At 42.0% G+C, this 15,163-nt stretch carries 12 protein-coding genes; all 12 read left to right on the top strand.

The genetic code is table 11. From position 1 onward, the window contains the following. The first annotated feature begins 14 nt into the window (after positions 1 to 14). The 12 genes from L3V42_RS01035 to L3V42_RS00980 all read left to right on the top strand — a co-directional run bounded on the left by L3V42_RS01035 (position 15) and on the right by L3V42_RS00980 (position 15,158). Entirely contained in the window at positions 15 to 1,061 is a 1,047-nt protein-coding gene (locus L3V42_RS01035; RefSeq protein WP_235763479.1) for a TAXI family TRAP transporter solute-binding subunit, read from the top strand. Between the two features lie 60 nt (positions 1,062 to 1,121). Then, positions 1,122 to 3,119 carry a TRAP transporter permease gene (locus tag L3V42_RS01030; RefSeq protein WP_238471028.1) on the top strand — a complete coding sequence of 666 codons (1,998 nt, stop codon included), beginning with the start codon at positions 1,122 to 1,124 and terminating at the stop codon, positions 3,117 to 3,119. A gap of 245 nt (positions 3,120 to 3,364) precedes the next feature. After that, positions 3,365 to 5,608 carry a formate C-acetyltransferase gene (gene pflB / locus L3V42_RS01025; protein ID WP_439651875.1) on the top strand — a complete coding sequence of 748 codons (2,244 nt, stop codon included), beginning with the start codon at positions 3,365 to 3,367 and terminating at the stop codon, positions 5,606 to 5,608. A 193-nt stretch (positions 5,609 to 5,801) separates the two neighbouring features. Beyond that, positions 5,802 to 6,527 (top strand): pyruvate formate-lyase-activating protein, encoded by a 726-nt coding sequence (gene pflA, locus L3V42_RS01020; protein ID WP_235763482.1) that lies wholly within the window; start codon positions 5,802 to 5,804, stop codon positions 6,525 to 6,527. Positions 6,528 to 6,651: 124 nt separating this feature from the next. Further along, positions 6,652 to 8,094, top strand: coding sequence for an SLC13 family permease (locus L3V42_RS01015; protein WP_238471026.1), 1,443 nt, complete (start codon positions 6,652 to 6,654; stop codon positions 8,092 to 8,094). Between the two features lie 152 nt (positions 8,095 to 8,246). After that, entirely contained in the window at positions 8,247 to 9,611 is a 1,365-nt protein-coding gene (locus tag L3V42_RS01010; protein ID WP_238471025.1) for an MmgE/PrpD family protein, read from the top strand. A gap of 20 nt (positions 9,612 to 9,631) precedes the next feature. After that, positions 9,632 to 10,117 carry a PaaI family thioesterase gene (locus L3V42_RS01005; RefSeq protein WP_238471024.1) on the top strand — a complete coding sequence of 162 codons (486 nt, stop codon included), beginning with the start codon at positions 9,632 to 9,634 and terminating at the stop codon, positions 10,115 to 10,117. Positions 10,118 to 10,134: 17 nt separating this feature from the next. Further along, positions 10,135 to 10,977, top strand: a complete 843-nt coding sequence (locus L3V42_RS01000) for a fumarate hydratase (protein ID WP_238471023.1) — start codon at positions 10,135 to 10,137, stop codon at positions 10,975 to 10,977. A gap of 20 nt (positions 10,978 to 10,997) precedes the next feature. Beyond that, a complete protein-coding gene (locus L3V42_RS00995) occupies positions 10,998 to 11,546 on the top strand; it encodes a Fe-S-containing hydro-lyase (RefSeq protein ID WP_238471022.1) in 549 nt (182 codons plus the stop codon). A 93-nt stretch (positions 11,547 to 11,639) separates the two neighbouring features. Then, on the top strand, positions 11,640 to 12,737 hold the full coding sequence (locus tag L3V42_RS00990) for a zinc-binding dehydrogenase (RefSeq protein WP_238471021.1): 1,098 nt from the start codon (positions 11,640 to 11,642) through the stop codon (positions 12,735 to 12,737). A 55-nt stretch (positions 12,738 to 12,792) separates the two neighbouring features. After that, positions 12,793 to 13,626: an AhlS family quorum-quenching N-acyl homoserine lactonase gene (gene ahlS, locus L3V42_RS00985; protein ID WP_235763489.1), complete on the top strand. Its 834-nt coding sequence runs from the start codon at positions 12,793 to 12,795 to the stop codon at positions 13,624 to 13,626. A gap of 83 nt (positions 13,627 to 13,709) precedes the next feature. Continuing rightward, positions 13,710 to 15,158 carry an aldehyde dehydrogenase family protein gene (locus L3V42_RS00980; protein ID WP_235763490.1) on the top strand — a complete coding sequence of 483 codons (1,449 nt, stop codon included), beginning with the start codon at positions 13,710 to 13,712 and terminating at the stop codon, positions 15,156 to 15,158. Positions 15,159 to 15,163: the final 5 nt, after the last annotated feature.

The following is a 15,163-nucleotide window of genomic DNA, read 5'->3' as shown; positions in this document are numbered from 1 at the left end:
GGGAGGAAATTAGGATGTGGAAAAAGAATAAGTGGCTGTTTGTTTTAATATTCGGGATGTTTTTATTCATGCTTGCAGCTTGTGGAGATGAGGACAATGAAGCTTCCAGCGAGGAGGTAGATACCGAATCAGCTGGCGGTGATGATTATCCTTCTACGGTAACAATTGGGACAGCTTCCCAAGGAGGGACATATTATATTTGGGGTGGCGGTCTAGCGAATCTTTTAGAGGAACATCTGGATATTACGTCTAATGTTGAAGTGACTGGGGGGCCAGTACACAATATTCAACTATTGGATTCCGAAGATATTCAAGTTGGTATGGTAACAGAGGGCCCACTTTATGAAGGGGTGACTGGAGAGGGAGACTGGGCGGATAAAACGTACGAAGAAACCCGAGTTATATTCCCGATGTATCACACACCCTTCCATTGGTGGTCAACGGCAAATTCTGGGGTAACAAGCGTGACGGAACATGAAGGAGAGCGGGTCGGTGTTGGTCCATCTGGAGGGACACCCGGCACATATAATCCGTTAATCTATGAAGCACTCGGTATTGAAACAGGCGACCAAGTACAGGCTGGAGCTAGTGATATGGCTTCGCAAATGATGGATGGGCAGCTGGATCATATAGGATTTTCTGCTGGTATTCCAATTGCCTCTGTAACAGAAATTGAAGCACAGACAGACATTAATATTTATGGAATTGATGGGGAAGAACGTGAGACGGTAAAGGAAGCATTGCCATATTTTGTTGACTTTATCATTCCGGAAGACACCTATAATTCCCTTGATTCGGACCTTGAAACAATTGCCCAATATAACTTTGGTGTTGTCCATATGGATGCGAATGAAGAGTTCGTTTATGACTTTGTAAAAGCGTATCATGAAAATATTGAAGATATGATTACAACACATGCCTCCGCTGAAGAAGCAAGAGATCCTGAAGCAATCTTAATCAATGAAACTTATCCGATGCACCCAGGTGCAATCCGCTACTACGAAGAAGTCGGAATTGATTTGCCTGATGCGGTTTATCCTCCGGAGTGGGATGAGGAATAAAATGCAAGACTCCTAGTATCAACTGGGGGTCTCGCTATTTTAAATTAGAGGAGGAGGAAAATGGAGAAAAAAGAAAACAACGGAATCACAGCAAAGCTTGAAAATGATCCGAATATCATAGAAGATGGCAAAATTGATACGACCGTTGATGAAGAAGCACTTGAAACGTCTTCTAATATGCGGAATTTAACTGGCTGGACCCGTTATGTCTTCATGGTAATCGCAATCGCCGGAGCACTTTTCCATCTCTATATTTTAAATCTTAACCCAATCGATCCATGGGTTTTTCGCAGCACTCACTTAGTATTTGGGACAATCCTGGGAATCATGCTTTATCCGGGCTGGCGGACGAAATCGAATAAAATCCCGATTATTGACTGGATCTTAATCATCGCTTCGATTTACATCGGTTATTATATTTATGCGAATCTTGACCAGCTTGTATTCCGCTTTGGAGTTACACCAACAACCTTAGATTTCTACGTCGCATTAATCGGATTATTGCTCGTCATTGAATTTACACGAAGGACTAGCGGGTGGACATTACCAATTCTCGCGTTTGTATTTATTGCCTATGTTTTCATGGGACCCTATTTACCAGGGATTTTAAATCATAATGGATATTCGCTTGAACGATTCGTCACATATGTATATGGCTTGGATGGTGTGTTCGGAGTTACAACAGACGTATCATCTAAGTATATCATTCTGTTTATTATATTTGGCGCCTTTCTACAGATGTCTGGTGTCGGGCAATATTTTATGAACGTGGCATTTTCACTTGCAGGGAATATGCGCGGTGGACCAGCGAAAGTTGCTGTTATTTCCTCTGCATTAATGGGAATGATTAACGGAACTTCGGCAGGAAACGTTGTAGCGACAGGTTCTCTAACGATTCCATTGATGAAGAAGACAGGTTATCCATCGAGATTTGCTGCTGCAACGGAAGCGACTGCCTCTTCAGGTGGACAAATATTACCTCCGATTATGGGGGCTGGAGCGTTCTTGATGGCTGAAATAACAGGGATTAAGTACTCTGAAATTATTATCGCCGCAACGATACCGGCTGTTTTATATTTCATCTCTGTTTATTTTATGGTTGATTTTCAAGCATTGAAATCAAATTTGAAAGGAATACCGCGCAAACTGCTGCCAGATCGGAAACAAATATTAAAACAAGCATATTTATTTATCCCAGTTCTCCTTTTAATCGTATTGCTCGTGATGGGGAGATCGGTTATTATGGCAGGGACGATAGGAATTATTGCAAGTTTTGTAATAAGCTTGTTTAATAAGAAAACGCGTATGGGATTAAAAGATATTCTGCTCGCTTTAGAGCTTGGGATGAAAAACGCCTTGCAGCTGATTGCGATTGTTGCCTGTGCTGGGATCATTGTTGGCGTAATTGCTCTTACAGGTGTCGGTCAGCGGTTTAGTTCATTATTATTATCCATAGCGGATAATAATATGTTACTGGCATTAGTGTTTGCTATGGCGATTGCAATCATATTAGGGATGGGGATGCCAACTACAGCAGCTTATGCAGTTGCAGCTTCTGCAGTCGCTCCAGGATTAATCAATATGGGATTAGATCCCTTAATGGCACATTTATTTGTATTCTATTTTGCCGTTATATCTGCTATTACCCCTCCAGTTGCTTTAGCGGCATTTGCAGCTGCGGGAATAGCTGGGACAGATCCGATGAAAACGGGAGTCAAGGCCTTTCAGCTTGGTTTAGCTGCGTTTATCGTTCCATTTATGTTCTTCTTCAGTCCAGAATTAATCTTAGAAGGAGGATCAGCAGCTTCTACTGTTTTAGCTATATTTACTGCTGTTATCGGCGTGTACATTTTAGCATCGGCAGTTCAAGGGTGGTTCTTTAGAAAGACTGCAAGTTGGTATAGTCGCGTCATCCTATTAGCTGCATCTCTTTTATTTATGATTTCGGGGCTGTTTACAGACTTAATTGGATTAGCATTGATTATAGGAATAATTTTGATTCAAAAGTATATCAATAAGAATACGAATGCAAACAATCGTCAACAAGCCGCCGGATAGTTTCAATAAATTCAAAAACGAGTCAATCAGGTATTTAATCAGATTGACTCGTTTTTGAAAGGTAGCTATACTTCTAAATTTCTCCATTTCGTCACATTTTCACGCAAATACAGTCCCAAATCATACTTTCATGTGATATAATGAGCATGTGATTGAATGTGAAATAATGAACAATTGAAACGTTGATCATTTTATCTTTACTAAAAATAAGTAATGATAAACACCAATTCAGGAGGTTGATGAAAATGGCAACTGAAACTAAGGAAAAGCTTCAATTTACCGGTGGAAAGTGGGAAACTGAAATCGATGTGCGCGACTTTATTGTGAACAACTTTACCCCCTACGCAGAAGATGATAGTTTCTTAACAGGACCAACAAAGTCAACAGTTGAGTTATGGAATCATGTGATGGAATTAACAAGTAAAGAACGAAAAAATGGTGGAGTATACGATATGGATACGAAAGTTGTCTCCACGATAACGTCACATGGTCCTGGATATTTGGATCAATCAAAAGAAAAGATAATCGGTGTCCAAACCGATGCTCCGTTCAAGCGGTCTCTTCAGCCTTTTGGAGGAATCCGAATGGCGGTTGACGCAGCCAATGCTTATGGATTCGAGGTGGATAAGGAAGTACAGCATATCTTCACAGCGTATCGCAAAACCCATAATCAAGGAGTATTTGATGCCTACACTCCTGAAATCCGTGCAGCAAGAAGAGCTGGTATTATTACAGGACTTCCAGATGCATACGGACGCGGACGAATTATCGGCGACTACCGCCGGGTTGCATTGTACGGGGTCGATCGTTTAATCGAGGATAAGCAGGAGCAGCTTCGTACAGTTGGTGCAAACGGCATGATGAGTGAAGAAGTTATCAGAGACCGGGAAGAGATTAATGAGCAAATCCGTGCATTACATGAATTAAAACAGCTTGCTGAAAGCTATGGTTTTGACATTTCGGAGCCGGCAACTAATGCCGAAGAAGCTTTCCAATGGTTATATTTCGGTTATCTTGCAGCAATTAAAGAACAAAACGGTGCTGCTATGAGTTTAGGTAGGGTTTCTACATTCCTGGATATTTATATCAATCGTGATTTGGAAAATGGAATTCTGACAGAGGAAGAAGCACAAGAGTTAGTCGACCATTTCGTTATGAAACTGCGAATTGTTAAATTCTCAAGAACCCCGGATTATAATGAATTGTTCAGTGGGGATCCGACATGGGTGACGGAATCCATCGGCGGGATTGCCAATGATGGAAGACCACTCGTTACAAAAAGTTCTTTCCGTTTCTTGCATACGTTAGATAATCTTGGACCAGCACCAGAGCCGAACTTAACTGTCCTTTGGTCTGAGCAATTACCGGAAAACTTCAAGAAATATTGTGCGAAGATGTCAATCAAATCAAGTGCAATCCAATATGAGAACGACGATATTATGCGTCCAATTTATGGCGATGATTATGGAATTGCCTGCTGTGTATCTGCAATGGCAATCGGGAAACAAATGCAATTCTTCGGTGCCCGGGCTAACTTAGCGAAAGCACTCCTTTATGCGGTTAACGGCGGGAAGGATGAAGTATCCGAAGTGCAAGTTGCTCCGGCGTATGCTCCAATCGAAGCGGAGTATTTGGATTATGATGAAGTCATGGAAAAATATGATGATATGATGGAATGGCTTGCGAAGATTTATGTAAATACACTAAATATGATTCATTTCATGCATGATAAATACAGCTATGAACGGATTGAAATGGCATTACATGATAAAGAAGTTTTACGGACGATGGCTTGCGGGATTGCAGGTTTATCCGTTGCAGCCGACTCTTTAAGTGCAATTAAGCATGCAAAGGTGAAAACAATCCGTAATGAAGCAGGACTTGTTGTCGATTATGAAATTGAAGGAGATTTCCCGAAATACGGAAATAACGACGACCGTGTTGATGATATTGCGGTTTATCTTGTGAAAACATTTATGGAAAAAATCAAGCACTACAAAACATACCGGGATGCGGTGCCAACCCAATCCGTACTGACGATTACATCTAATGTCGTATACGGGAAGAAAACTGGTAATACACCAGATGGCAGAAAAGCAGGAGAAGCCTTTGCGCCGGGTGCGAACCCAATGCATGGCAGAGATAAGAATGGTGCACTAGCATCACTGCTTTCCGTTGCGAAGTTACCTTATGAAGATTCACTTGATGGCATTAGTAATACATTTTCTATCGTACCGAAATCATTAGGTAAAGATGAAGATGCACGTGTCATGAACCTTGTCGCAATGCTGGATGGGTATGCGAATAAGGGAGGCCACCACTTGAATGTGAACGTATTTGACAGAGAAACATTGCTCGATGCGATGGATCATCCAGAGCAATATCCGCAGCTCACCATCCGTGTATCCGGTTATGCGGTTAACTTTATTAAGCTGACAAGAGAACAGCAAATTGAAGTAATTAACCGAACATTTCATGAGAGCAGATAAAGTGAAACTTCAATCTGTGGGGGTTTTTCTTTATCCTTCACGGATTGTTAGTTGAACGAATCGGGGTGAAACCGTTCGTTATCTCACCTAAACTTTCTTGGATGACCTGAAGTTTTGAGGTGGGAGTTTTACGGACGGTTACACCGAGATAAAGGTAAAAAGTAGAGAAGCGAAATTAAAGGGAGGTAGTAATATGCAAGGAAGAATTCATTCAGTCGAAACGTTTGGAACGGTAGATGGGCCAGGACTGCGTTATATCATATTTACACAAGGCTGTCCGCTCCGTTGTCAGTTCTGTCACAATCCGGATACATGGAAAATGAGTGACGGAAAAATGATGACGGTCCAGGAATTAGTGGACGATATTCTCGACTATCTCCCTTTTTTCCAAGCTTCAGGAGGGGGAGTCACGGTAAGCGGCGGCGAACCCTTGTTACAATGCAAATTTTTGATTCATTTATTTAAGGAACTAAAGAAATATGGAATTCATACAACGATTGATACGTCTGGCGGCTTATTCAGTTCTTCTCCACATTATTTAGAAACATTGGATGAATTACTTGAGTTAACGGATCTTGTTTTACTCGATTTGAAACAAATCAATGCGGAAAAACATAAAACATTGACCGGTTTATCGAATGAACATATTTTAGCCTTTGCGAATCATTTGAAGGAAAAAGAAGTTCCTGTCTGGGTGAGGCATGTGCTTGTACCGGAACGAAGCGACTTTGATGAAGATTTACATGCACTAAGAAGCTTCATCGATACATTGCCGAATGTGGAAAAAATTGAAGTGTTGCCTTATCATAAGCTTGGAGTTTATAAGTATGAAGCACTTGGAACGGATTATCCGTTAGAGGGGATTGAGCCTCCGACGGAAGATCGCGTAAGAAATGCGGAAATGATACTAGGTTGTTAGTGAAATAGGTCATTTAAAGCTTAGGCTTTGATTGACCTATTTTTTGCTTTTTTCATTTTGACGTACGGTTCAAAACCATTTAAGATGGGGGTGTGCGGAAATATTCGGAAAAGTAGGATGAATAATGAAACGAAAAACACCTTGGGTTCAAGTAGGTAAAAAAATATTATTTACGAAGCGAGCGATTGCGTTTATAACTGCGACATTGCTGTTTCTTGCACTGCTTTATTTTATCCCTGCTCATGTAGATTGGAACGCTCGTGTTGCAATTTCTGTCATGGCTTATGGACTCGTACTTTGGGCGATGGAACCAATCCCTCTTGGCATGACCTCTGTTCTTACACTTGTATTGTTGCTCTTTTTAAATGGGACTACAATTGATACAGCTTTAAGCGGATTTGCATCTTCCGCGGTCTTTTTAATCATTTCGGGAATGATGATTGCAAAAGCGGTCAATGCGACACCGTTAATGGAACGGGTCACCTATGCGATTCTTGCAAAATGGGGGAAGTCAGCAAAAGGGATTTTTACCGGGATGTTTTTACTCATGCAGCTGCAGGCTTTCTTTATTCCGGCTACTGCGGTAAGAGCACAGCTCATAACGCCGGTGGTTATTTCCATATTGCAAGTAGTAGGTGCAGGTAGGGGAAGTAACTTCAGTAAGCTGATGCTGATCGGGACTGCTTTTGCGGGAAATATAAGTGGTACAGCGATTTTAACGGCTGCAATCGGAAATATCCTTACGATTGAAATTTTACAATCCTATCTTGGCACGTCTTTGTCTTATCTTAATTGGTTCATCTATGCTTTACCGATTTGGATGCTCTTGATTATTACCATTCCAATCATTGTCTGGTTCTGCTATCCACCAGAGGAATATTCATTTTGTGATTTGCAAAAGGAAATGAAAGAGAAGCAGAAAGATTTGGGGAGGTTTTCCAATAAGGAAATTAAATGTCTGCTCATCCTGACGCTTACCGTAATTCTATGGATGACCCAGCCAATTCATGGATATCATCCAACCATCCCTGCACTCTTTGCGGTTGTACTCCTGGCATTCCCAAGAATTGGCGTTGTCAAATGGAACAAAATAGTCGACGTGAACTTTGATTTGGTGCTGCTCATTGGTGCGACGTTATCTTTAGGGTTTGTATTGATTGAAACAGGGGCAATCGATTTACTGGCAGGATTATTTACTGCTGATATTGTACAGCAAGCTTTCAGCAATCCATGGATAGCCATTTGTTTAGTCGTTATTTTATCGCAAATTTACCATCTCGGGGTAACGAATGTTTCAACAGCTGTAGTTACACTCACTCCTGTTCTCATCGGTTTATCGGTGCAAGTAGGCATTGATCCAGTTGTCATATCTTTTGCCTCATCCGTTACGATGTTGTTCGGTTATATATTAGTTGTGGAAACCATGCCGAACGTTGTGATTCATGGCACAGGATTAATAAAACAGCGTGATTTTTATTTGCCGGGAATCATTGCAACCGTTGTAACGACGATTATTACACTGCTTGTCGCGTTTACGTGGTGGCGTTGGCTTGGATTCTGGCCATAATAATAAGATATGAAATTTAACCTTAAATAACTTCTTTTTTTAGTTGACATTGGATATTGGATACAATATACTTTTACTTAATGAATTATCTAAATATTTACAAATGATAATGAAAAACGGATGATTTCCTGAAGTAGAAGGGGGAAGCAAGCTTGGAGAAATTAAGTGGAAGACTAGCAACCTATATTATTTCTACAACGTATGAAGACCTGCCTGAAGAAGTTATCCAGTTTACAAAACGATGTATTCTCGATTATTTTGGATCCGCTTTCTCAGGCGTTGATACGAAGCCAGTGCAAATGATTGATGAAATGGTGAGGGAACTAGGCGGAGAGAACCAAGCAACATTAGTAACCGGCGGGAAATCATCGGTCACGAATGCTGCTTTCGTGAATGGTGCTGCGAGCCATGTTTCCGAGCTCGATGACGTGCATAAGGGGTCGATTCTTCACGCAGCGACAGTTGTTATTCCAGCGGCACTTGCAATCGGAGAATGGAAAAGGTTATCAGGAAAACAGTTGATTACAGCAGTCGTCGTCGGTTATGAAGTAGCATTTCGAATTGGAGAAGTCGTTAGTCCGTCTCACTATTATTACTGGCATAATACAGCGACTTGCGGAACATTTGGTGCTACCGCCGCTGCAACGAAATTATTGGATTTGGACGAAGATGCAATCGTACACGCTTTAGGCAGTGCTGGTACCCAAGCGGCTGGATTATGGGAGTTTATTGAAGACGGTGCGATGTCGAAACAACTTCATCCCGGGAAGGCAGCGATGAACGGTGTCATCAGTGCCTTGCTTGCTGAAAAAGGCTTTACTGGCGCAAATGAAATTCTGGAGGGAAGACGAGGATTCTTCGAGGCGATGAGTAAAGATTATAAGATTCCTAAACTTACAGACGGACTTGGTAAGACATTTAAAATAATGGAAAACTCCTTCAAAATCCATGCATCTTGTCGTCACACCCACCACGCGATGGATCTTGCGATTGAGTTGGTGAAGGAAAATGGATTTATTCATCCAGACACGATTGAAAAGATAACCGTGAAAACATATCAAGTAGCGATAAATATTACGGATAATCATCAACCGGATACGATTTATGCAGGGAAATTCAGCTTGCAGTTTTGTACAGCGCTTGCCTTGTTGAAAGGGCAAGGTGGGCTCGATCAATTTACGGAAGAAGCTCTTTGGGATGAAGAAATCCGTTCTTTAATGGAAAAAGTGGAGCTCCTTACAGAACCGGAAATTGATCAGGCATATCCTGATCAATGGGGCGCCATAATTGAAATAAAATTGACAACAGGAGAAGTTTGGACGAAAAAGACAGATTTCCCAAAAGGAGATCCGGAAAACCCGGTAACAACTGAGGATTTGCAGGAGAAATTTATGAAACTAGCAAAGAACGTGACCGAAGTGAATCCAGCAGATTTTGCCGAACAGGTTTTACAACTGGAAAAACTAAATCAGCTTCCAGAATTATTGGAAGCATTTGCTGGAACGAAGATAAAATAGAATCGGGGATGGACGTGTTGGTGAATTTAGAGAATGGGATGAAGCTAGACAGAATCACGACAAAGTTAGAGCAGTTATCGGAAACAGAATTAGATCATGCCGAGAAGTTTCTTGACGCTTTATTTACAAAGGAAGAAAAGCCTTTTAATCATTACTTAGGAAAGTTTTTAGAAATTAATCAAGAAGCTGATTTATTTACAATGAAGCTCGGCAAACAGACAGAGAACACGTACGGAGTAGCTCAAGGAGGGGCAGTTTTCAGCCTTGCGGATATCGCAATCGGCTTTTATCTGATCAAACAGTTACCTGAAGAGATTAACGTTTTTACATTGGAATTGAAAATGAATTTTATTAAAGCCGGAACAGGTGCTTATTTACGTGCGGTACCGTCGATTCTTCATCTCGGGAATACGACATCTGTTACCGAGTGTGAGATATTTAATGATAAGGAGGAGCTCGTTGCGAAAGCATTTGGAACATTTTATTTGAAGCGACCAACGATTTAAAAGAGGGAAGTGGGATTTTGCGGATTATTCAATATAACGATATCGTGGAACAGGTGAGCATACTGTGCCAAGAAGCAAATGTGGAGCTTGGCGAGGATGTAATGAATGCCTTCCAGCAAGCACTTCGAACAGAGAAATCGGAAACCGGGCGAGTTGTGATTGAGCAGCTTATGGAAAATGCCGAAGTTGCTGTAAAGGAATATATGCCGATGTGTCAAGATACAGGAACGGCCGTGTTTATTGTGGAAATGGGCCAGGAATGCCTTATTGCAGGCGGTACTTTAACAGATGCGATAAATGAAGGAGTTCGAGAAGGATATGAGGCGGGTCATTTACGTCATTCGATCGTGAAAGATCCGCTCGGCAGGAAGAATACAGGAGATAATACTCCGGCAATTGTCCATATTGAATATGTTGCAGGAGACTCACTCACACTACATATGACAGCTAAAGGCGGTGGTGCTGAGAATATGAGTGATTTGAAAATGCTGAAACCGTCTGACGGATTAGAAGGAATCAAGCAATATATTCTCGATGTCGTGAAAGTCGCTGGGCCAAACGCCTGTCCACCACTCGTCGTCGGTATCGGAATTGGCGGGAACTTTGAACGCTGCGCTTATTTAGCAAAGAAATCATTGTTCCGTCCGATTGGAGAAAGGCACAGGGAAGCAGAAGTGGCAGACTTGGAAGAGGACTTAATGGCTGAAATTAATCGTCTTGGAATCGGACCCCAAGGGATGGGTGGTTCGACCACGGCCCTTGATGTGAAGATTGAAGTGGAAGCTTGTCATATCGCCTCCCTTCCAGTAGCGGTCAATCTTAATTGTCATGCGAGCAGACATAAACAGGTAGTATTATAGAGAAAGCGGGGGGATTGTTTTTGGCAAAAAATATCACATTGCCACTGGAAAGAGAGACAATTAAAGATTTGCGGGCAGGCGACCGCGTCCATTTATCCGGAACAGTTTATACGGCAAGGGATGCAGCCCATAAGCGGATGTTTGAAACGATCGAACAAGGTGGCGATTTACCGATTGATATCCAGGGGCAGGTCATTTATTATGTCGGCCCAACCCCAGCAAAACCTGGACAAGTCATTGGTTCAGCGGGCCCGACGACAAGTGGTCGTATGGATAAATATACGCCGAAGCTTCTTGAGATGGGCTTAAAGGGAATGATCGGGAAGGGATATCGTAATGAAGAAGTAAAGCAGGCAATTATTGAACAGGAGGCTGTTTATTTTGCCGCGGTTGGTGGCTCAGCTGCACTTATTTCAAAGGCGATAAAAGAAGTTGAAGTGATTGCTTATGCAGATCTCGCGACGGAAGCAATTCGGAAAATGACGATTGAACATTTTCCTGCGATTGTCATTCATGATATTTATGGCGGGGATCAGTATGAAGCAGGTGTGAAACAATTCAAGGAATAGGTTAGTAGCTGATGTTACTTCATTGGCTGCTAGATTTTCCATATAAGTTCTTATCCAGTTAATGGATAGCGTTTACAACAAAGGGGTGAGAGAATGAACGCTCAAGAAAAAGGAACAGTGGCAATGATGACGACACCAGAAAAGCTTGAATTTCAGGAATATCCGATTCCAAAGCCAGGTCCTGGGGCGGTTGTTGTGAAGGTGCTTCGGTCGAATGTATGTGGTTCTGAATTGCATATATGGAAAGGACTTCATCCGACGAAAAGGCAAGGTGTACTGGGGCATGAAATGATTGGAGCATTACATGATGTTGGTGAAGGGGTGACAACTGATTTTGCAGGGAATCCAATCGAGAAAGGGGACCGAATCGTTTCAGCATACTATTTAACTTGCAGGAAATGTACACCATGTCTAGAAGGGCATTTTCATTTATGTGAACATGCATATGATTTTTGGAATTTGGAGCCGGAAGTTGCACCACATTTCCACGGGACATTTGCAACCCATTATTATATCCATCCAAACCAATATTTTTATAAGGTACCGGATAATGTTCCCGACATAGCTGCAGCAAGTGCCAATTGTGCTTTATCACAAGTATACTTTGGACTTGATAAAGTAAATGTGACGTATAACCAGACAATTGTCATTCAAGGAGCGGGGGGACTTGGGTTAAATGCAATGGCTGTTGCTAAAGAAAAAGGAGCTACGGTTATTGCGATGGATCATGTGGAAAGTCGGTTACAACAGGCAAAACAATTCGGAGCAGATCATGTATTGAATTTAAGTGAACATAAAACAATGGAAGAAAGACAGGAAAAGGTTTTAGCGCTGACAAACGGAAACGGGGCGCATGTCGGATTGGAAGTTGCCGGTGTTCCCGCAGCTTTTGCAGAAGGAATTCACTATATCCGGTCAGGCGGAAAATATATCACAATTGGTAACATTACACCTGGAAAAACCGTTGCATTCGATCCAGGATTACTGACGAGAAAGTCGATTCAAATCATTCCGGTTGTCCGCTATAACCCATGGTATCTGCATAAGTCATTGGAATTTCTCTCTAAAAATATTGAGAAATACCCATTCGAGAAAATGTTGGATGCGGAGTTCGAACTTAAGGATATTACGTCTGCACTGGATAAATCAGCTGCTAGGGAAGTGACACGAGCTTCTATCGTTATGGTGTGAACATCCTTTTCAAAAAGGGTTTGCAAATAAAAATGAATTAATGGAGGTTGAGAAGATGAGTAACACGAAATTGTATGTACTTGACACTGGCACGATGAAGATGGATAAGAATTATATGGTAGCAATGCATAACCCAGCAAGTGTGGATCAGCCGAACGTGCCAGCAGAATTTGTAGAATTTCCAGTTTATGCCGTATTGATTGACCATCCAGAAGGCAAAATTTTATTTGACACAGGCTGTAACCCGGAAGGTATGGGGGAAGAGGGCAGATGGCCAGAAGGTGTTCAAAAAATGTTCCCGTCCTTTCAGGATGAATCGTGTTATTTGATCAACCGTTTGGAACAACTCGGTGTCGGTCCAAAGGATATTAAATATGTTGTTGCTTCCCATCTTCATTTAGACCATGCCGGCTGTTTGGAAATGTTCACGGAAGCAACGATTATCGTTCATGATACCGAACTTGCGAATACGATGAAGCAGTATGCCATGACGAAAGATATGGGCGCCTATATTTGGGCTGATGTGAATAAATGGATAGAAAATGATCTTAACTGGAAAACGGTCATGCCTCATGAAGATGAGCTGGAACTGGCAGATGGCGTGAAAATCCTTAATTTTGGTCCAGGGCATGCATGGGGGTTAATCGGCCTGCATGTAGAATTACCGGGTACAGGAGGAATTATTTTAGCATCTGACGCTGTCTATTCAGCTGAGAACTATGGTCCACCTGCAAAGATTCCTGGCATCATTTATGACTCCATCGGATATTTAAATGCCGTTGAGAAAATCAAAAAGTATGCAGAGCGCACGAACTCCCAAGTATGGTTTGGACACGACTCAGCTCAGTTCAGGGAATTTATTAAATCGACGGAAGGATTCTATGAGTAAATTGATAAAGGAGAATAGCCTCATTATCTTAATGAATGAGGCTATATTGCTTTCATAGATTAAAATGAAGGAGTGAAACATACATGCTTCAAACAGAAACATTACATGCCGGCTCTTATATCGGAGGTGAAGAAATAAAATATAATCATCGTAATCTAAAAGTACTGAATCCGTATAATCAGGAAGTGATAGGGAAAATATCTCCTGCGTTAGTGGATGATGTGGAAAAAGCGATTTTAAATGCGGACAAAGTTTTCCATGAAACGATGAAGCACATGCCCGCTTACGAGCGGTCGGAAATCTTGCGGAAAACAGCAGATCTTCTTGAAAAAAGGGCTCAAAAATTTGCTGAAATGCTTTCGCTTGAAGCAGGGAAACCGATTCAGGAAAGCAGGGGAGAAGTGACACGGGCGGTACAAGTTCTCCGGTTTGCATCAGAGGGGGCAAAATCAATCTATGGTGAACAGATTTCTCTTGATAGCGCAATCGGCGGAGAGAACCAAATGGGGGTTACAAAAAGAATCCCTCTAGGTGTCATTGCGGCGATTACTCCATTTAACTTTCCTTTGAACCTTGTCTTGCATAAGGTAGCACCAGCAATTGCCACAGGAAATACAGTTGTTTTAAAGCCCGCGGAAAAAACGCCATTTTCATCAGTTCTGCTTTATCAATTATTAGAAGAGGCAGGCTTGCCAAAGGGGGCATTAAATATCCTGATGGGACCAGGGCAGGAGTTAGTCGAACCACTCGTCACGCATCCCAAAGTAAGAAAAGTAACATTCACTGGGAGCGGAAAAGTCGGCTGGATGATTAAGGAAATGGCACCAAGAAAGAGAGTGACCCTTGAACTCGGTTCGAATGCACCTAATATTATTTTTGCGGATGCGGATGTGGAACAGGCCACGCAAGCAATAGCGATGGGAGGATATACATTTGCTGGGCAGGCTTGTGTTTCCGCACAACGGGTCTATGTGGAAAGAAGTATCCATGATGCATTCGTGAAGAGGTTAGTTACAGAGCTTCAGAAATTGAAAACTGGTAATCCGCTTGATGAGGGAACATCCTTTGGTCCAATGATTACTGAAGATGCGGCAATTCGTGCCGAGTCCTGGATAAACGAGGCTGTGGGACAAGGAGCGAAGGTTGCTATAGGTGGGAAAAGAGATGGGGCAGTAGTGGAACCAACAGTCATTACGGATGTCGACCCGGATATGAAAGTAGTCTGTGCGGAAGTGTTTGCTCCAATCGTAAGTATTTTGCCTTTTGAAACAGAAGAGGAAGTGATTGCTTCTGCGAATGATTCGGAATTCGGTTTACATGCGGGAGTATTTACAAAAGATATTTATCGTGCCTTTCGGGTAGCGGATGCCATTGACACAGGTGGAGTTTGGATAAATGAAGTGTCCGTCCGCCGCTATGATCACATTCCTTACGGCGGTGTGAAAAATAGTGGGATCGGTAAGGAAGGAATCAAGTATGCGATTGATGATATGACGGCAATTAAATTTATAGGGATAAACTTAAAGAGTTAGAGAGG

The sequence above is a fragment of the Oceanobacillus alkalisoli genome (genome assembly GCF_022213125.1).
Classification (GTDB): domain Bacteria; phylum Bacillota; class Bacilli; order Bacillales; family Amphibacillaceae; genus Oceanobacillus; species Oceanobacillus alkalisoli.
Note: the sequence above shows the minus strand (reverse complement) of the source record. Positions and strands in the feature narration are given on the sequence as shown.

Coding starts and splice junctions, on each gene's coding strand:
- L3V42_RS00990 (WP_238471021.1), top strand. CDS start 11,640: ATGAACGCTCAAGAAAAAGGAACAGTGGCAATGATGACGACACCAGAA.
- L3V42_RS01030 (WP_238471028.1), top strand. CDS start 1,122: ATGGAGAAAAAAGAAAACAACGGAATCACAGCAAAGCTTGAAAATGAT.
- pflB (WP_439651875.1), top strand. CDS start 3,365: ATGGCAACTGAAACTAAGGAAAAGCTTCAATTTACCGGTGGAAAGTGG.
- L3V42_RS00980 (WP_235763490.1), top strand. CDS start 13,710: ATGCTTCAAACAGAAACATTACATGCCGGCTCTTATATCGGAGGTGAA.
- ahlS (WP_235763489.1), top strand. CDS start 12,793: ATGAGTAACACGAAATTGTATGTACTTGACACTGGCACGATGAAGATG.
- L3V42_RS01015 (WP_238471026.1), top strand. CDS start 6,652: ATGAAACGAAAAACACCTTGGGTTCAAGTAGGTAAAAAAATATTATTT.
- L3V42_RS01035 (WP_235763479.1), top strand. CDS start 15: ATGTGGAAAAAGAATAAGTGGCTGTTTGTTTTAATATTCGGGATGTTT.
- pflA (WP_235763482.1), top strand. CDS start 5,802: ATGCAAGGAAGAATTCATTCAGTCGAAACGTTTGGAACGGTAGATGGG.